Raw genomic sequence first — 17,131 nt, forward strand, 5'->3', positions numbered from 1 at the left:
CGCTCCTATCGACCGTGCAGACGGCGCAGGTAACGCGCTTGCCAGAGATTGATGCTCAACAACAACACCAGCGAAGCAACCAGTACGACGGCCGCAATAGCGCTGGCCGCCGCATAATCATATTCCTGCAGCCGCACGAAGATCATCAGACTGGTCACTTCACTGACATAAGGCATATTGCCGGCAATAAAGATAATCGCGCCGAATTCGCCAAGGCTGCGAGTAAACGACAGGGCGATGCCGGTCATCAGCGCCGGCCAGATACTTGGAAACAAGATGCGGGTGAACACGGTCAGATCGGAAGCGCCCAGGGTAACAGCGGCCTCTTCGTCTTCCGGGGCAAAATCTTCCAGCACCGGCTGCACCGTGCGCACAACAAAGGGCAAACTGGTAAACGACATGGCGACAATAATACCAATCGGGGTAAAAGCAACCTCGATACCCAGTTCAGCCAACAGCGAACCATACCATCCATTTTGCGAAAACAGTGCCGCCAGGGTGATCCCGGCAACCGCTGTCGGCAAGGCAAAAGGCAGGTCCATCAGGGCATCCATGATGCTTTTGCCGGGGAATTCGTAACGCACCAGAACCCAGGCCAGGAGCAGGCCGACCACCCCATTGAACAATGAGGCTATAAACGCGGCCCACAGAGTCACTTTGTAGGACGCCATCACACGCTCATCGGTAACCACCGCCCAGAACTCGCCCAGGCTCATGTCGGCTGTCTGCATGACCAGACCGGTCAGTGGCAACAACAATACGATGCTGATGAACAGCAACGACATGCCCATGCTCAAGGCAAACCCCGGCAAGACACGTTTGCCGGGGCTACCGAGTCCTGCCAGCTTGCGGCTGACGACTGATTGACTCATTGGACGGGGTTATCCTGTTCAGCGACGCTGCAATTGATCCAGTTTGGCGCCATTGGCAAAATGCTCTTCCATTGCAGTCGGCCAGTCGCCCGCAATCTCTTCGATAGGCAACAGCTGCAACTCGGGAAAGCGCTCGGCAAACTCGGCCTGTACGGTTTCATTGTGAACCCGATAGTTAAACCCAGCCAGCAAGCGCTGGGAGTCTTCACTGTAGAGATACTCAAGGTAAGTCTTGGCCAGTTCTTCATTGCCATTGCGTTCAACGTTGCTGTCTATCCAGGTAACCGGAAATTCAGCCAGGAAACTGACCTTGGGCACCACTACCTGGAAACCATGTTCCGGGTGGGTATCTGCAATATTGTTCACCTCTGACTCAAAAGTCAGCAACACATCGCCAATACCGCGCTCGACGAAGGTAGTGGTAGCGCCCCGACCGCCGGTATCGAATACCGCGACGTTACCCAGCATGGTGCGCAGGAAGTTGTCGATCTTTTCCTGGTCGTCACCGAAAGTCTGCTGCGCATAACCCAGCGCTGCCAGATAGGTATAGCGCCCATTCCCGGAAGTCTTTGGATTGGGCAGCACGGAGCTGACATCTTCACGCGCCAGATCATCCCAGTTCTGGATATTCTTCGGGTTACCTTCGCGAACCATGAAGGCCATGGTCGAGTAGTAAGGAGAGCTGGCATTCGGCAGACGTTCACGCCAGTCAGCCGGAATAAGATTCCCGCGCTCGTGCAAGATATCGACATCAGTTACCTGATTGTATGTGACGATGTCGGCACGCAACCCCTGGATAATTGCCTGTGCCTGACGCGAAGAACCACCATGTGACTGGCGCACTTCCAGCGTCTCACCGGTCTCACCGAGCCAGTACTCGGCAAACTTCTCGTTATAGGCCGCGAAGAGTTCGCGTGCAATGTCATAGGAGGAGTTGAGCAGTTGACGGTCGGCCGCCTGGACCGAGCTCATGGCCGCCCCAGCCAGCAACAACACACCAGCCCAGCGTCCGGAACGTTTGATGAAACCTGACATACAGCCTCCTGTTTGCGGCAATGATCAGCCGACAAAACATCGACTGAAAGAGCAGCAAAGGGTACTGAATTCGGCAGGTTAGAACAATAACTGGTTTAGACGGATTAGCTTATTACTTCAAACTATAACGAATAAGCTACTACTGGCGGGAAGGCAGCCTCGGGGGAGCGGATGCCGCAGGTAGAGGGGTAGTTATCAGGCTTGAGCCTGAGACGGCAGCCAGATATCAGAGCCAATAAAAAACCGGACACTAGGTCCGGTTTTTTACAACTCAGCTAACTCACTCTTCGCCGGCAGCAGCCAGCTCGGGACGGTCAACCAGTTCCACGTAAGCCATGGGGGCAGCATCACCAGCGCGATAACCGCACTTGAGAATACGCACATAACCGCCGGGACGATCGGCATAACGCTTGCCCAGATCGTTGAACAGTTTACCGACCGCTTCTTTGCTGCGGGTACGGTCAAATGCCAGGCGGCGGTTGGCAACCGTGTCATCCTTGGCCAAAGTGATCAGCGGCTCGGCAACGCGGCGCAGTTCCTTGGCTTTCGGCAGGGTTGTTTTGATCATTTCATTCTCGAACAGCGACACCGCCATGTTCTGGAACATGGCCTTGCGGTGTGAACTGGTCCGATTCAGGTGGCGACCACTTTTACGATGACGCATCTCTTAATTCCTCGATGTCGGGACGATCAGGCCGAAACCTTGTCGTCCTTCTTCAAACTAGCAGGCGGCCAGTTATCCAGACGCATACCCAGGGACAGACCACGCGAAGCCAGCACATCCTTGATCTCGGTCAGGGATTTCTTGCCCAGGTTCGGGGTCTTCAGCAGCTCCACTTCGGTACGCTGGATCAGATCGCCAATGTAGTAAATATTTTCCGCTTTCAGACAGTTCGCTGAACGTACAGTCAGCTCCAGGTCATCCACCGGGCGCAACAGGATAGGATCAATTTCATCTTCCTGCTGTTCAACCACCGGCTCCTGATCACCCTTGAGATCAACGAAGGCAGCCAACTGCTGTTGCAGAATAGTGGCTGCGCGACGAATCGCTTCTTCCGGGTCCAGAGTACCGTTGGTTTCCAGATCGATAACCAGTTTGTCCAGGTTGGTGCGCTGCTCAACCCGAGCGCTTTCAACGACGTAGGCCACACGGCGAACGGGGGTGAAGGCTGCATCGAGCTGCAGACGACCAATGGAACGGGTTTCATCGTCATCCGACTGGCGCGCATCCGCCGGCTCGTAACCACGGCCACGGGCAACGCTGATCTTCATGTTCAGAGCGCCATTGTCAGACAAATGCGCAATGAGATGATCCGGATTGACGATTTCGACATCATGATCCACCTGAATGTCAGCGCCAGTCACCGGACCCGGTCCTTTTTTGGACAGAGTCAGAGTCACATGGTCGCGGCCATTCATGATGATTGCCAACCCTTTCAGGTTGAGCAGGATCTCGATGACATCTTCCTGTACGCCTTCGATGGCGCTGTACTCATGCAATACGCCGTCGATTTCCGCCTCTACCACGGCACAACCGGGCATGGACGAGAGCAAAATGCGACGCAGCGCATTGCCCAGGGTATGGCCGAAACCACGCTCCAGCGGCTCAAGAGTGATCTTGGCACGCGTGGGCGAGGATTCCTTTACGTCAATATGACGTGGTGTTAGAAACTCGGTAACCGAACTTTGCATGGGGCACCTTTATGCTGTCTGTCGCTTACTTGGAGTACAGCTCGACGATCAGGTTTTCGTTGATGTCAGCTGACAGGTCACTGCGGCTTGGCAGGTTCTTGAAGACACCTTCCTTCTTGCTGCTGTCGACCTCAATCCACTCCATTTGACCGCGCTGTGCAGCCAGTTCGAGGGCGCTGCTGATACGCAGTTGGTTCTTGGCCTTTTCACGAACCGCAACCACGTCACCAGGGGATACCTGATAAGACGCTACGTTGACGGTCTTGCCGTTGACCATGATTGCCTTGTGCGATACCAGCTGACGTGCTTCGGAGCGGGTAGCACCAAAGCCCATGCGGTAGACCACATTGTCGAGACGACGCTCGAGCAGTTGCAGCAGGTTCTCACCGGTTGCACCTTTGATACGGGCAGCAGCCTTGTAGTAGTTGCTGAACTGACGCTCAAGCACACCGTACATACGACGTACTTTCTGTTTTTCACGAAGCTGTGTGCCGTATTCCGACAAGCGACCGCGACGCTGACCATGTACACCAGGCGGTGTTTCCAGTTTGCACTTGGAATCCAGAGAGCGAGCACCGCTCTTCAGGAACAGATCAGTGCCTTCGCGACGAGACAGCTTACACTTGGGACCAATATAACGAGCCATTTACCGTCTCCTGATTACACGCGGCGCTTTTTGGGCGGGCGACAGCCGTTGTGCGGGATGGGGGTGACATCGGTGATGCCGCTGATCTTGTAACCACAAGAGTTCAGCGCACGTACTGCCGATTCACGACCCGGGCCAGGGCCCTTGACGCACACGTCGAGATTTTTCAGACCGTATTCCAGTGCGGCCTGGCCGGCACGCTCAGCTGCAACCTGGGCAGCAAAGGGCGTGCTCTTGCGCGAGCCACGGAACCCGGAGCCACCAGAAGTGGCCCAGCTCAGGGCGTTGCCCTGGCGGTCAGTGATAGTGATGATTGTGTTGTTAAAAGACGCATGGATGTGCGCGATGCCATCCACGACTGTCTTTTTGACTTTTTTACGTACACGAGAAGCAGGCTTAGCCATATCTGTATATTCCTTCGCGATTACTTACGGATCGGCTTGCGCGGACCCTTGCGGGTACGAGCATTGGTCTTGGTGCGCTGACCACGAACAGGGAGACCCCGACGATGGCGCAGACCACGATAACAGCCAAGATCCATGAGACGCTTGACGTTCATATTGATTGTACGGCGCAGATCACCTTCAGTGGTCAATGAGCCCACCTCGCTGCGCAGCGAATCAATCTGCTCCTCGGACAGATCCTTGATTTTTACACTGGGCTCAATGCCAGTGGCGGCACAGATTTTCTGTGCCCGTGTCTGACCAATACCAAAGATATAGGTCAGTGAGATAACAGTATGTTTGTTATCCGGGATGTTGACGCCTGCAATACGGGCCATCCAATTTACTCCGTCTGACAGCTACCTGACTCAACCCACTCGGGCAGGTTGCGCGAAAAAGGGTGCAGTAGGGTAGCGCTAACAAAAACAAAAATCAACCACCCGGCCATTTTACTGGCCAGGTAGCGGTTATCCTGAGACGTAGTCTGCAATCAGCTAACGGGAAGTATTAACCCTGGCGCTGCTTGTGACGGGGCTCAGCACTGCAAATCACACGAACGCTACCATTGCGGCGGATGACTTTGCAGTTACGGCACAGCTTTTTGACTGATGCTCCAACTTTCATAACGCACTCCTGACATCTGAGTTCAGCGCAGCATGCCGCTGCCGTAGCCCTTCAGATTAGATTTCTTCATTAGAGATTCATACTGCTGCGAAACGAGGTGCGATTGTACTTGCGACATGAAGTCCATAACAACCACTACAACGATCAACAGTGAAGTCCCACCCAGGTAGAAAGGCACATTGGCCGATACCACCAGGAACTGCGGCAACAAACACACCGCTGTCATGTACAACGAACCGAACAGAGTCAAGCGGGTCAGTACGCCATCAATATAGCGCGCGGACTGCTCACCAGGCCGGATACCCGGAATGAAGGCGCCCGACTTCTTGAGGTTGTCGGCCACATCACGCGGGTTGAACATCAAGGCTGTATAGAAGAAGCAGAAGAAAATGATCCCCGCACTAAACAGAATGATATTCAGTGGCTGGCCCGGAGCCAGTGCCTGGGAAATGCCTTGCAGCCAACCCATGCTCTCGTTCTGACCGAACCAGGTTCCCAATGACGCCGGGAACAACAAAATACTGCTGGCAAAGATTGCCGGGATAACACCCGCCATATTCACCTTGAGCGGCAAATGACTGGTCTGCGCGGCAAATACCTTGCGACCTTGTTGCCGTTTGGCATAGTTCACCGTAATTCGGCGTTGCCCACGTTCAACAAAGACCACGAAAGCGACCATCGCAACCGCCAGCACAGCAATCACAATAAGCAGGAAAATATTGATATCCCCCTGCCTTGCCGACTCGAACGATTGCCCGACGGCCGTTGGCAGTCCGGCAACGATACCGGCGAAAATCAGCATCGAAATGCCGTTGCCGATCCCGCGCTCGGTAATCTGCTCACCCAGCCACATCATGAACATGGCACCGGATACAAAGGTCGTGATAGCGATGAAGTAGAAGCCGAACCCTGTGTTGAATGCAACACCCTGACTCGACAGCCCTACCGACATCCCGATCGCCTGGACAAACGCCAGTACCAGCGTCAGATAACGCGTGTACTGGGCAATTTTCCGCCGCCCCGACTCCCCTTCCTTCTTCAACTGTTCCAGTTGCGGATTCACCGCTGTCATCAACTGCATGATGATGGACGCGGAGATATACGGCATGATGCCCAGAGCGAAAATACTCATTCGCTCCAGGGCACCACCCGAGAACATGTTGAACAGGCTGAGGATAGTACCTTCGTTCTGCCTGAACAGCTCAGCAAGACGATCCGGATTGATACCGGGAACCGGGATATGCGCCCCGATCCGGTACACGATGATCGCCAGGAACAGGAAGCGCAAGCGCCCCCAGAGTTCGCTGAGCCCGCCTTGCTTCATTCCGGGAAGAGCGCCTTGCTTAGCCATTTATTCCTCGATTTTGCCGCCAGCTGCTTCGATTGCCGCGCGTGCACCTTTGGTGACACGGATCCCTTTCAGGGTAACGGCCTTGCTCACATCACCGGACAACACTACTTTGGCACGCAGGTAGTTGTTGCTAATGATGTCAGCATCCTTGAGTGCCTGCAGGTCGATGACATCGGCATCGACTGCATTCAACTCGCTGGTGCGAATTTCAGCGGTTACCGCTGCCAGCTTGGAAGTAAAACCAAACTTCGGCAGGCGACGGTGCAACGGCTGTTGACCACCCTCGAAACCGGGAGCAACAGTGCCGCCGGAACGCGAGGTCAAACCCTTGTGACCACGGCCGGCAGTTTTGCCCAAGCCGCTACCGATACCGCGACCAACGCGAAGCTTGTTGCGACGCGCGCCCGGAGCGGAACGCAGATCATTAAGTTTCATGTCTTAACCCTCTACCCGAACCATGTAGGAGACCTTGTTGATCAACCCACGTACGGACGGCGTATCTTCGACTTCAACGGTGTGACCGATGCGGCGCAGGCCCAGACCCTTGACACAGAGTTTGTGCTTGGGAAGGCGACCGGCGCTGCTTTTGGTCTGCGTAACTTTGATTGTTGCCTTAGCCATGACTGCTTACCCCACGATATCTTCAACAGTCTTGCCGCGTTTGGCAGCTACCGACTCGGGCGACTGCATGGCTTGCAGACCCTTGTAGGTCGCCTGGACGACGTTGACCGGGTTGGTAGAACCGTAGCACTTGGCCAGGACGTTATGTACGCCCGCAGCTTCCAGCACGGCACGCATGGCACCACCGGCAATAACCCCGGTACCTTCGGAAGCTGGCTGCATGAATACCTTGGAGGCACCGTGCGCAGCTTTGACCGGGTACTGCAGAGTCGAACCGTTCAGGTCTACCTGAATCATGTTGCGGCGCGCAGCTTCCATGGCTTTCTGAATTGCAGCTGGCACTTCACGCGCCTTGCCACGACCGAAACCCACACGACCTTTGCCATCGCCGACGACTGTCAGCGCGGTAAAGGCGAAGATGCGACCACCCTTAACTACTTTGGCGACGCGGTTAACCTGAACCAGCTTCTCAATATAACCTTCGTCGCGCTTCTGATCGAAATTAGCCATAGACCTGCCCCTTAGAATTCCAGCCCGCCTTCACGTGCGGCCTCGGCCAACGCTTTCACGCGACCATGATACTTGAAGCCGGAACGGTCAAAGGCGACCTGAGTAATACCGGCGGCCTTGGCGCGCTCAGCGACCAGTTGACCAACTTTCTTGGCGGCTTCAACGTTGCCAGTACTACCGCTGCGCAGATTTGCGTCCAGGGTAGAAGCGCTGGCCAGAACGGTGGAACCATCCGCAGAGATCACTTGCGCGTACATGTGCTGCGAAGAGCGGTGCACGCACAGACGTACGGCTTCCAGCTCACGCATTTTCAGACGCGAACGGCGAGCGCGACGGAGACGAATAACTTTTTTATCGCTCATTTGCTATGCCCTACTTCTTCTTGGCTTCTTTACGACGCACCATCTCGTTGACGTAGCGAACACCCTTGCCCTTGTAAGGCTCTGGGCGACGGAAATCACGAATTTCCGCGGCTACCTGACCAACCAGCTGCTTGTCGATACCTTTGATGAGAATGTCAGTCTGACTCGGAGTTTCGGCAGAAACACCTTCTGGCAGCTGATAGTCGATCGGGTGGGAGAAACCCAGGTTGAGAGTCAGAACCTGACCTTTAGCCTGAGCCTTGTAACCCACACCAACCAGCTGCAGCTTGCGCTCGAAACCTTGGCTGACACCTACCACCATATTGTTGACCAAAGCGCGGGTAGTACCGGCCATGGCCATGTTCGGGCTGCCTTCACGGGCATTGAAATGCAATGCGCCTTCTTTCTCGACAACCTCAACTGTCGGATGCAGGTTCAGATCCAGAGCACCTTTGGCACCCTTGACGTTGATTTCCTGACCGTTCAGTTTGACTTCTACGCCCTGTGGCAATTTGACAGGGTCTTTAGCGACGCGAGACATCGTAACCCCCTATCAGAATACAGTGCAGAGTACTTCGCCGCCGATACCGGCAGCACGTGCAGCACGATCTGTCATCACACCTTTATTGGTGGAGACAATAGAAACACCCAGGCCACCTTTGACCTTGGGCAACTCGCCAACCGGCTTGTACTGGCGCAGGCCAGGGCGGCTAACGCGCTTCAGCTCTTCAATGACCGGCTTGCCTTCGAAGTACTTCAATTCGATGGACAGGGTCGGCTTGGCGTCTGCGGTCACATCGTAACCGGAAACGTAACCTTCTTCCTTAAGTACCTTGGCGACAGCCACCTTCAGCTTTGCCGAAGGCATGCTGACAATGGACTTTTCAGCCATCTGGGCATTACGGATGCGGGTCAGCATATCTGCTAACGGGTCCTGCATACTCATGGGCTTTGTGCTCCTGAAACTGAGTAATAGTGGTTTGATCTTACCAGCTGGCCTTGACCAAACCAGGTACGTCACCGCGCATGGCGGCTTCACGCAACTTGATACGGCTCAAACCGAACTTGCGATACACGCCATGTGGACGACCAGTGATACGGCAGCGATTACGCTGACGGACCGGACTGGCATCACGCGGCAACTTTTGCAAAGCAACCTGAGCATTCCAACGGTCTTCAACAGACGCATTGACATTGCCGATGGTGGCTTTCAGCTCGGCACGCTTTTTTGCGTACTTGGCAACCAGGCGAGTGCGCTTGGCCTCGCGGTTTTTCATACTGATCTTTGCCATTGTGCCTGACTCCTAGTTACGGAACGGGAAGCTGAACGCGCGCAACAAGGCGCGGCCTTCTTCGTCGTTCCGAGCAGTAGTGGTCAGGGTGATGTCCAGACCACGCAGGGTATCGATCTTGTCGTAATCGATTTCCGGGAAGATGATCTGCTCTTTCACGCCCATGCTGTAGTTGCCACGGCCATCGAACGACTTGGCGTTCAGACCACGGAAGTCACGTACACGCGGCAGCGAGATCGCCAGCAGACGGTCGAGAAACTCGTACATCTGTTCGCGACGCAAGGTCACCTTGACACCGATCGGCCAGCCGTCACGGATCTTGAAGCCGGCAATCGACTTGCGTGCATAGGTAACGATACCTTTGCGACCAGTGATCTTTTCCAGATCGGCCATTGCGTTCTCGATGATCTTCTTGTCACCGACTGCCTCACCAAGGCCCATGTTCAGGGTAATCTTGGTGATCTTCGGAACCTCCATAACGTTCTTCAGGCCCAGCTCTTGCTGAATCTTCGGAACCAGGTTGGTCCGGTAATGCTCTTTCAATCTTGCCATGGTAAGCACCTAGATTCTCAAGCGTCGACGGCTTTTTGGGTCGACTTGAAAATACGCACCTTCTTGCCCTCTTCCACCTTGAAGCCAACACGGTCGGCCTTGCTGGTCTCGGGATTGAAGATAGCCACGTTGGAGACGTGGATTGGCGCCTCCTTTTCAACAATACCACCTTGCTGACCAGCCATGGGATTTGGCTTGGTATGCCGCTTGATAATGTTGACGCCGGAAATCAGCAGACGATTATCGGTCAGGACCTTGAGGACCTTGCCGCGTTTGCCTTTATCCTTGCCGGCGATGACGATGATATCGTCGTCACGTTTGATCTTTTGCATGACCGGGCTCCTTACAGCACTTCGGGCGCGAGGGAAACGATCTTCATGAACTGATCGTTACGCAGTTCACGCGTCACTGGCCCAAAGATGCGGGTACCGATCGGCTCATTCTTGTTGTTGAGCAGAACGGCTGCGTTGCCATCGAAACGAATCAGCGAACCATCGTTACGACGAACGCCGTGACGGGTACGCACGATGACTGCATTCAGCACCTGGCCTTTCTTTACTTTGCCGCGGGGAATCGCTTCCTTCACGGTCACTTTGATGATATCGCCAATGCCAGCGTAGCGGCGGTGAGAACCGCCCAGAACCTTGATGCACATCACACGACGTGCACCACTGTTGTCAGCCACATCCAGCATGGATTGAGTCTGAATCATAACTTTCTCCGACCCTTAAATAATCCGCTAAATCGCGCGGGGCTTATACTTGCGCCGCGCGCTCGTCAACCTGCACCAGGGTCCAGCTCTTGGTTTTAGCCAAGGGGCGGGTTTCCCGGATGGTGACCAGGTCACCGATGCGGCATTCGTTATTCTCGTCATGCGCATGCAGCTTGGTAGAGCGGCGTACGTACTTGCCGTACAGCGGATGCTTTACCTGACGCTCAATGAGCACAGTGACGGTCTTGTCCATCTTGTCACTGACCACCCGGCCGGTGACGCTACGTACTGTCTTGTTCTCGGCCATGATCAGTTACCACCTTTCTGGTTGAGCACGGTCTTTACTCGGGCGATATCACGCTTTGCCTGCTTCAGCAGGTGGCTCTGACCGAGCTGACCAGTGGCTTTCTGCATGCGCAGATTGAACTGATCACGCAGAAGGTTGAGGAGCTGCTCATTGAGCTGCTCGGCACTTTGTTCACGAAGTTCTGTTGCTTTCATCACATCACCGTCCGCTTGACGAAGGTGGTTGCGAGGGGCAGCTTGGCAGCAGCCAGAGCAAAGGCTTCACGTGCCAGCTCTTCCGGAACACCTTCAATTTCGTACAGGATCTTGCCCGGCTGAATCTGGGCAACCCAGTATTCAACGTTACCCTTACCTTTACCCATCCGCACCTCAAGGGGCTTCTTGGAAATCGGCTTGTCCGGGAAAACACGGATCCAGATTTTACCGCCACGCTTAACGTGACGAGTCAGAGCACGACGGGCGGCTTCAATCTGACGTGCAGTCAGACGGCCACGGCCAACGGCTTTCAATGCATATTCGCCAAAGCTCACTTTACTGCCGCGATGCGCCAGGCCACGGTTGCGGCCGGTCATTTGCTTGCGGAACTTCGTACGCTTGGGTTGTAACATGTGCGTACCCCTTACTTAGCAGCTTTTTTCTTGGGAGCGGCGGCTTTGGATTCTTCCAGCTGGCCACCAATGACCTCGCCTTTGAAAATCCAGACCTTGACACCGATCACACCATAAGTGGTGTGAGCTTCTGCCGTCGCATAATCAATGTCGGCGCGCAGGGTGTGCAGCGGCACACGACCTTCGCGGTACCATTCAGAGCGGGCAATTTCTGCACCACCCAGACGACCACCGACCTGAATCTTGATGCCCTTGGCGCCCAGACGCATGGCGTTCTGTACGGCACGCTTCATGGCGCGGCGGAACATCACACGACGCTCCAGCTGCTGGGCAACGCTCTGGGCAACCAGGGTACCATCGAGTTCCGGCTTGCGGATTTCTTCGATGTTGATGTGCACCGGCACACCCATCTGTTGCGTCAGATCCTGGCGCAGCTTCTCGACATCCTCGCCCTTCTTGCCAATCACGATGCCCGGACGGGCCGTGTGAATGGTAATGCGGGCGGTTTGTGCCGGGCGCTGAATTTCAACGCGGCTGACCGAGGCGCTTTTCAGTTTTTCCTGAATGTACGCACGTACCTTCAGATCAGTGTTCAGATAGTCAGCGTAAGTGCGACCATCCGCATACCACACCGAAGTGTGGTCCTTGACGATTCCGAGGCGAATACCCGTCGGATGTACTTTTTGACCCATGATCGACTCCTACTTTTCAGCAACCTTGACCGTGATATGGCAAGATCGCTTGATGATGCGATCAGCGCGGCCTTTGGCACGCGGCATGATGCGCTTCAGGGAGCGACCTTCGTTGACAAACACGGTGGTGACCTTAAGGTCATCCACGTCTGCACCTTCGTTGTGCTCAGCATTGGCAATTGCCGATTCGAGCACTTTCTTCATGATGCTGGCGGCCTTTTTGTTGCTGAAAGTCAGCAGATTCAAAGCCTCATCCACCTTTTTTCCGCGGATCTGGTCGGCGACCAAACGCGCTTTCTGGGCCGAGATGCGGGTGCCCTTGAGAGTAGCGGCTACTTCCATCGTCATACCCCTTAGCGCTTGGCTTTCTTGTCTGCAACGTGACCTTTATAGGTACGCGTGGCAGAGAATTCGCCTAACTTGTGGCCGACCATGTCTTCGGAAACCATCACCGGAACATGTTGACGACCGTTATGAACTGCAATGGTCAAACCAACCATTTGCGGCAGGATCATTGAACGGCGCGACCAGGTCTTGATTGGTTTGCGATCGTTCTTCTCAACTGCCACTTCGATCTTCTTGAGTAGGTGAAGATCAATAAAAGGACCTTTCTTTAGAGAACGCGGCACTGTCGTATCCCCTCTGATTACTTGCTGCGACGACGGACAATCATCTTGTCAGTGCGCTTGTTAGACCGGGTTTTAGCACCCTTGGTCGGGAAGCCCCACGGCGACACTGGATGACGACCACCAGATGTACGACCTTCACCACCACCATGTGGGTGATCAACCGGGTTCATGACAACACCACGAACGGTTGGGCGTACGCCACGCCAGCGCTTGGCGCCAGCTTTACCGAGGGAACGCAGACTGTGCTCACCGTTGGACACTTCGCCCAGGGTGGCGCGGCATTCTCCGAGCACCTTGCGCATTTCACCTGAACGCAGGCGAACTGTCACATAGGCACCTTCACGGGCCACCAGCTGTACGGCGGCACCAGCGCTACGAGCAACCTGGGCACCTTTGCCTGGCTTGAGCTCGACAGCGTGGATAGTGCTACCCAGCGGGATGTTGCGCAAAGGCAGGCAGTTGCCAGCCTTGATCGGCGCATCGGCACCCGAAATCACCTGGTCGCCAGCACTGACACCCTTGGGTGCAATGATGTAGCGACGCTCGCCGTCGGCATACTTCAGCAGAGCAATGTGAGCGGTACGGTTCGGATCATATTCGACGCGCTCAACAACGGCCTTGATGCCATCCTTGTTGCGACGAAAATCTACCAAACGGTAATGCTGCTTGTGACCGCCTCCACGATGACGCGTGGTGATGCGACCGTTGTTGTTACGTCCACCTGACTTGCCTTGCTTCTCGACCAGAGGGGCATATGGAGCACCCTTGTGCAGACCGTCATGAACGATCTTGACGACAAAGCGGCGGCCAGCGGAAGTAGGTTTACACTTAACAATAGCCATGATGTACCCCTCTCTTATTCAGCGCTGGCGAAGTCGATGTCCTGACCCGGCTCAAGGCTTACATAGGCCTTTTTCCAGTCAGCACGTTTACCCAGGCCACGCATGGTGCGCTTGGTCTTGCCCTTGACGTTCAGGGTCGCGACAGCTTTTACCTTGACATTGAACAACTGTTCAACGGCCTTTTTGATTTCCAGCTTGGTGGCAGTGGTATCGACCTTGAATACAATCTGGTCTTTACCGTCAGCCAGCACGGTAGCCTTCTCGGATACATGCGGGCCAAGCAGTACTTTGAAAATGCGCTCTTGGTTCATCCCAGCATCTCCTCGAACTTCTTAACAGCAGGTACGGTAATCAGTACCTTGTCGTAAGCGATCAGGCTGACCGGGTCCGAACCCTGTACATCACGCACATCAACGTGCGGCAGGTTGCGGGCCGCCAGATACAGGTTCTCGTCGACATTGTCAGTCACGATCAGCACGTTGCCCAGGTTCAGCTCATTCAGCTTGCCAACCAGACCTTTGGTCTTGGGGGCATCAAGGCCGAAGCTCTCAACCACAACCAGGCGCTCCTGGCGCACCAGCTCGGACAGAATAGAGCGCAGCGCGCCGCGGTACATCTTGCGGTTCAGCTTCTGCTCGTGATCACGCGGACGGGCAGCAAAGGTAGTACCGCCGCCGCGCCAGATCGGGCTGCGAATGGTACCAGCGCGGGCGCGGCCAGTGCCTTTCTGACGGAAAGGCTTCTTGCCACCACCAGAGACATCAGAGCGCGTCTTCTGCTGCTTGGTGCCCTGACGTGCGCCTGCCATATAGGCAACCACCGCCTGGTGCACCAGCGTCTCGTTAAATTCTGTGGCAAATGTCAGATCGGATACTTCGATCGCATTTGCACCAGCTACATTCAGATTCATGGCAACTCCCCCTTAACCCTTGGCCTTGACAGCCGGGCGGACGATAACGTCGCTACCGGTTGCACCAGGAACGGCGCCCTTGATGAGCAGCAGATTGCGTTCAGCATCAACGCGCACTACTTCCAGGGTCTGCACAGTCACCTGCTCGGCACCCATGTGACCGGCCATCTTCTTGCCTTTGAAGACGCGACCAGGCGTCTGGCATTGGCCGATGGAGCCAGGTACACGGTGAGAAACGGAGTTGCCGTGAGTATTGTCTTGTCCGCGGAAGTTCCAGCGCTTGATGGTACCGGCAAAGCCCTTACCCTTGGATTGGCCGGTAACATCGACTTTCTGGCCCGCTTCAAAAATACTGACGGTAACCTCTGCGCCAGCTTCGTATTCCGCGCTGTCATCCAGACGGAATTCGCATACGCGGCGACCTGCCGGCGTATTCGCTTTGGCAAAGTGCCCGGCCATTGGCTTGCTGACGCGATTGACGCGACGCTCACCAACAGTGATTTGAATGGCGCTGTAGCCATCCGCATCCTGGGACTTAACTTGTGTGACACGGTTCGGTTCTACTTCTACAACCGTTACCGGAATGGAAACACCATCTTCAGTGAAAACGCGGGTCATACCGCATTTTCGGCCGACTACACCAATAGTCATGTTGTAAACCTCATGAGTGCACGGGGCTATCTACCCGCTATGGCCGCCCATCTCAGGGCGTTACACGACATATAGCCCCCGTCGTGTGGGGCTATCAGCCGAGGCTGATCTGGACCTCAACACCTGCTGCCAGGTCCAGCTTCATCAACGCATCGACAGTTTTGTCGGTGGGTTGAACGATATCCAATACCCGCTTGTGGGTACGGATTTCATACTGATCACGCGCGTCTTTATTGACGTGCGGGGAGACCAGTACGGTAAAACGCTCTTTGCGCGTCGGCAAAGGGATCGGACCACGCACCTGAGCCCCAGTACGTTTCGCGGTATCCACGATTTCCTGGGTAGATTGATCGATCAGGCGATGGTCAAAAGCCTTCAACCGTATACGGATCTGTTGGTTCTGCATTTGACCAGAAACTCCACGTTACTTTTATCGGGCCGGCCCTGCTGTTGGGCAGGCCCATCCAAGGGAGGCGCAATTCTACTGATGCACCTGCCGACTGTCAACCTAAATGCAAAAGCCCCCGCAAGCGGGGGCTTTTGGCAACTCAGACCATCACTCGATGATCTTGGCAACCACGCCGGCACCAACGGTACGGCCGCCTTCGCGAATCGCGAAGCGCAGACCATCTTCCATGGCGATCGGAGCGATCAGGGTGACAACCAGCTTGACGTTGTCGCCCGGCATTACCATTTCAACACCTTCCGGCAGTTCGCAAGAACCAGTCACGTCAGTGGTACGGAAGTAGAACTGCGGACGGTAACCCTTGAAGAACGGGGTGTGACGACCACCTTCATCTTTGCCCAGTACGTAGACTTCAGCTTCGAACTTGGTGTGCGGAGTGATGGAACCCGGCTTGGCCAGTACCTGACCACGCTCAACGTCTTCACGCTTGGTACCACGCAGCAGTACACCAACGTTCTCACCGGCACGACCTTCGTCGAGCAGCTTGCGGAACATTTCAACACCGGTACAAACGGTCTTGGTGGTGTCCTTGATACCAACGATCTCGACTTCTTCCTGTACACGAACGATGCCGCGCTCAACACGACCAGTCACAACAGTACCGCGACCAGAGATGGAGAAAACGTCTTCGATCGGCATCAGGAACGGCTTGTCGATATCACGCTCGGGCTCTGGCAGGTAGCTGTCCAGAGTCTCGACCAGCTTGGTAACCGCAGTCACGCCAATGCCGTTGTCATCCTTGCCTTCCAACGCCATCAGCGCGGAACCAATGATGATCGGCGTGTCGTCACCCGGGAAGTCATAGGTGCTCAGCAGATCACGCACTTCCATTTCGACCAGCTCGAGCAGCTCTTCGTCATCGACCATGTCAGCCTTGTTCAGGAACACGACGATGTAAGGAACGCCTACCTGGCGAGACAGCAGGATGTGCTCGCGCGTCTGCGGCATCGGGCCGTCAGCAGCGGAACAAACTAGGATTGCGCCGTCCATCTGAGCGGCACCGGTGATCATGTTTTTCACATAGTCAGCGTGACCAGGGCAATCAACGTGCGCGTAGTGACGAGTCGGAGAATCGTACTCAACGTGCGAGGTGTTGATGGTGATACCACGAGCCTTCTCTTCCGGCGCGTTATCGATCTGATCGAAAGCGCGGGCAGAGCCGCCGTATACTTCAGCACAGACCTTGGTCAGAGCCGCAGTCAGGGTGGTCTTGCCATGGTCAACGTGACCAATGGTGCCCACGTTCAGGTGCGGTTTGCTGCGTTCAAATTTTTCTTTAGCCACGGTTGATAACCTCTTTGATTAGCTTAGGTTC

Annotated in this window: 31 protein-coding genes; all 31 read right to left on the reverse strand. The window is 55.2% G+C overall.

Translation table 11 applies throughout. The features are described 5' to 3' along the window. Positions 1-5 precede the first annotated feature (5 nt). Positions 6-872, reverse strand: coding sequence for a sulfate/thiosulfate ABC transporter permease CysT (gene cysT, locus BLU07_RS13695; protein WP_092387835.1), 867 nt, complete (start codon positions 870-872; stop codon positions 6-8). Between the two features lie 18 nt (positions 873-890). Further along, positions 891-1,844: a thiosulfate ABC transporter substrate-binding protein CysP gene (cysP, locus tag BLU07_RS13700; protein ID WP_407920114.1), complete on the reverse strand. Its 954-nt coding sequence runs from the start codon at positions 1,842-1,844 to the stop codon at positions 891-893. Between the two features lie 343 nt (positions 1,845-2,187). Continuing rightward, positions 2,188-2,571: a 50S ribosomal protein L17 gene (gene rplQ / locus BLU07_RS13705; RefSeq protein ID WP_092387839.1), complete on the reverse strand. Its 384-nt coding sequence runs from the start codon at positions 2,569-2,571 to the stop codon at positions 2,188-2,190. Positions 2,572-2,597: 26 nt separating this feature from the next. After that, entirely contained in the window at positions 2,598-3,599 is a 1,002-nt protein-coding gene (locus BLU07_RS13710; protein ID WP_092387842.1) for a DNA-directed RNA polymerase subunit alpha, read from the reverse strand. A gap of 25 nt (positions 3,600-3,624) precedes the next feature. After that, on the reverse strand, positions 3,625-4,245 hold the full coding sequence (gene rpsD, locus BLU07_RS13715) for a 30S ribosomal protein S4 (RefSeq protein ID WP_092387845.1): 621 nt from the start codon (positions 4,243-4,245) through the stop codon (positions 3,625-3,627). A 14-nt stretch (positions 4,246-4,259) separates the two neighbouring features. Continuing rightward, a complete protein-coding gene (rpsK, locus tag BLU07_RS13720; protein WP_092387848.1) occupies positions 4,260-4,649 on the reverse strand; it encodes a 30S ribosomal protein S11 in 390 nt (129 codons plus the stop codon). Between the two features lie 20 nt (positions 4,650-4,669). Then, the gene (gene rpsM / locus BLU07_RS13725; protein ID WP_092387851.1) at positions 4,670-5,026 is read right to left on the reverse strand and encodes a 30S ribosomal protein S13; all 357 of its coding nucleotides are present in this window, start codon (positions 5,024-5,026) and stop codon (positions 4,670-4,672) included. A gap of 169 nt (positions 5,027-5,195) precedes the next feature. Further along, positions 5,196-5,312: a 50S ribosomal protein L36 gene (gene rpmJ / locus BLU07_RS13730; RefSeq protein WP_092387854.1), complete on the reverse strand. Its 117-nt coding sequence runs from the start codon at positions 5,310-5,312 to the stop codon at positions 5,196-5,198. 22 nt (positions 5,313-5,334) lie between these two features. Beyond that, the gene (gene secY / locus BLU07_RS13735) at positions 5,335-6,663 is read right to left on the reverse strand and encodes a preprotein translocase subunit SecY (RefSeq protein ID WP_092387857.1); all 1,329 of its coding nucleotides are present in this window, start codon (positions 6,661-6,663) and stop codon (positions 5,335-5,337) included. Further along, a complete protein-coding gene (gene rplO / locus BLU07_RS13740; protein WP_092387860.1) occupies positions 6,664-7,098 on the reverse strand; it encodes a 50S ribosomal protein L15 in 435 nt (144 codons plus the stop codon). It lies immediately after the preceding gene. Between the two features lie 3 nt (positions 7,099-7,101). Continuing rightward, a complete protein-coding gene (rpmD, locus tag BLU07_RS13745; RefSeq protein ID WP_092387863.1) occupies positions 7,102-7,284 on the reverse strand; it encodes a 50S ribosomal protein L30 in 183 nt (60 codons plus the stop codon). A 6-nt stretch (positions 7,285-7,290) separates the two neighbouring features. Beyond that, positions 7,291-7,794, reverse strand: coding sequence for a 30S ribosomal protein S5 (gene rpsE / locus BLU07_RS13750; RefSeq protein ID WP_092387866.1), 504 nt, complete (start codon positions 7,792-7,794; stop codon positions 7,291-7,293). Positions 7,795-7,805: 11 nt separating this feature from the next. After that, complete coding sequence (gene rplR / locus BLU07_RS13755; RefSeq protein WP_092387869.1) at positions 7,806-8,156, reverse strand: 50S ribosomal protein L18; 351 nt, start codon at positions 8,154-8,156, stop codon at positions 7,806-7,808. Between the two features lie 10 nt (positions 8,157-8,166). Beyond that, positions 8,167-8,697 carry a 50S ribosomal protein L6 gene (rplF, locus tag BLU07_RS13760; protein WP_092387872.1) on the reverse strand — a complete coding sequence of 177 codons (531 nt, stop codon included), beginning with the start codon at positions 8,695-8,697 and terminating at the stop codon, positions 8,167-8,169. Between the two features lie 12 nt (positions 8,698-8,709). Further along, positions 8,710-9,102 carry a 30S ribosomal protein S8 gene (gene rpsH / locus BLU07_RS13765; protein ID WP_092387875.1) on the reverse strand — a complete coding sequence of 131 codons (393 nt, stop codon included), beginning with the start codon at positions 9,100-9,102 and terminating at the stop codon, positions 8,710-8,712. A gap of 40 nt (positions 9,103-9,142) precedes the next feature. After that, positions 9,143-9,448, reverse strand: a complete 306-nt coding sequence (rpsN, locus tag BLU07_RS13770) for a 30S ribosomal protein S14 (RefSeq protein WP_092387878.1) — start codon at positions 9,446-9,448, stop codon at positions 9,143-9,145. Positions 9,449-9,460: 12 nt separating this feature from the next. Beyond that, entirely contained in the window at positions 9,461-10,000 is a 540-nt protein-coding gene (gene rplE, locus BLU07_RS13775) for a 50S ribosomal protein L5 (protein WP_092387881.1), read from the reverse strand. A gap of 17 nt (positions 10,001-10,017) precedes the next feature. Beyond that, positions 10,018-10,332: a 50S ribosomal protein L24 gene (gene rplX / locus BLU07_RS13780; protein WP_092387883.1), complete on the reverse strand. Its 315-nt coding sequence runs from the start codon at positions 10,330-10,332 to the stop codon at positions 10,018-10,020. A gap of 11 nt (positions 10,333-10,343) precedes the next feature. Continuing rightward, a complete protein-coding gene (gene rplN, locus BLU07_RS13785) occupies positions 10,344-10,712 on the reverse strand; it encodes a 50S ribosomal protein L14 (protein WP_092387885.1) in 369 nt (122 codons plus the stop codon). Positions 10,713-10,755: 43 nt separating this feature from the next. Continuing rightward, complete coding sequence (gene rpsQ / locus BLU07_RS13790; protein WP_092387888.1) at positions 10,756-11,019, reverse strand: 30S ribosomal protein S17; 264 nt, start codon at positions 11,017-11,019, stop codon at positions 10,756-10,758. A 2-nt stretch (positions 11,020-11,021) separates the two neighbouring features. Beyond that, the gene (rpmC, locus tag BLU07_RS13795) at positions 11,022-11,213 is read right to left on the reverse strand and encodes a 50S ribosomal protein L29 (RefSeq protein WP_092387891.1); all 192 of its coding nucleotides are present in this window, start codon (positions 11,211-11,213) and stop codon (positions 11,022-11,024) included. Beyond that, complete coding sequence (gene rplP / locus BLU07_RS13800; protein WP_092387894.1) at positions 11,213-11,626, reverse strand: 50S ribosomal protein L16; 414 nt, start codon at positions 11,624-11,626, stop codon at positions 11,213-11,215. The genes rpmC and rplP overlap by 1 nt, the downstream gene beginning before the upstream one ends. A gap of 11 nt (positions 11,627-11,637) precedes the next feature. Then, positions 11,638-12,318: a 30S ribosomal protein S3 gene (gene rpsC / locus BLU07_RS13805; RefSeq protein WP_092387897.1), complete on the reverse strand. Its 681-nt coding sequence runs from the start codon at positions 12,316-12,318 to the stop codon at positions 11,638-11,640. Between the two features lie 9 nt (positions 12,319-12,327). Next, complete coding sequence (gene rplV / locus BLU07_RS13810; protein WP_092387900.1) at positions 12,328-12,660, reverse strand: 50S ribosomal protein L22; 333 nt, start codon at positions 12,658-12,660, stop codon at positions 12,328-12,330. Positions 12,661-12,671: 11 nt separating this feature from the next. Beyond that, positions 12,672-12,947, reverse strand: a complete 276-nt coding sequence (rpsS, locus tag BLU07_RS13815) for a 30S ribosomal protein S19 (protein ID WP_092387903.1) — start codon at positions 12,945-12,947, stop codon at positions 12,672-12,674. A gap of 17 nt (positions 12,948-12,964) precedes the next feature. Next, a complete protein-coding gene (gene rplB / locus BLU07_RS13820) occupies positions 12,965-13,789 on the reverse strand; it encodes a 50S ribosomal protein L2 (RefSeq protein ID WP_092387906.1) in 825 nt (274 codons plus the stop codon). Between the two features lie 14 nt (positions 13,790-13,803). After that, positions 13,804-14,100, reverse strand: coding sequence for a 50S ribosomal protein L23 (gene rplW / locus BLU07_RS13825; protein ID WP_092387909.1), 297 nt, complete (start codon positions 14,098-14,100; stop codon positions 13,804-13,806). Beyond that, positions 14,097-14,699, reverse strand: a complete 603-nt coding sequence (rplD, locus tag BLU07_RS13830) for a 50S ribosomal protein L4 (protein WP_092387912.1) — start codon at positions 14,697-14,699, stop codon at positions 14,097-14,099. Before rplD ends, rplW begins: the two co-directional genes overlap by 4 nt. Positions 14,700-14,711: 12 nt before the next feature. Next, positions 14,712-15,350, reverse strand: coding sequence for a 50S ribosomal protein L3 (rplC, locus tag BLU07_RS13835; RefSeq protein WP_092387915.1), 639 nt, complete (start codon positions 15,348-15,350; stop codon positions 14,712-14,714). 94 nt (positions 15,351-15,444) lie between these two features. Then, positions 15,445-15,756: a 30S ribosomal protein S10 gene (rpsJ, locus tag BLU07_RS13840; RefSeq protein WP_028614853.1), complete on the reverse strand. Its 312-nt coding sequence runs from the start codon at positions 15,754-15,756 to the stop codon at positions 15,445-15,447. Positions 15,757-15,906: 150 nt separating this feature from the next. After that, positions 15,907-17,100 carry an elongation factor Tu gene (gene tuf / locus BLU07_RS13845; protein WP_092387918.1) on the reverse strand — a complete coding sequence of 398 codons (1,194 nt, stop codon included), beginning with the start codon at positions 17,098-17,100 and terminating at the stop codon, positions 15,907-15,909. Positions 17,101-17,131: the final 31 nt, after the last annotated feature.

Origin of the sequence: Halopseudomonas salegens (genome assembly GCF_900105655.1) — a bacterium.
GTDB classification, from domain to species: domain Bacteria; phylum Pseudomonadota; class Gammaproteobacteria; order Pseudomonadales; family Pseudomonadaceae; genus Halopseudomonas; species Halopseudomonas salegens.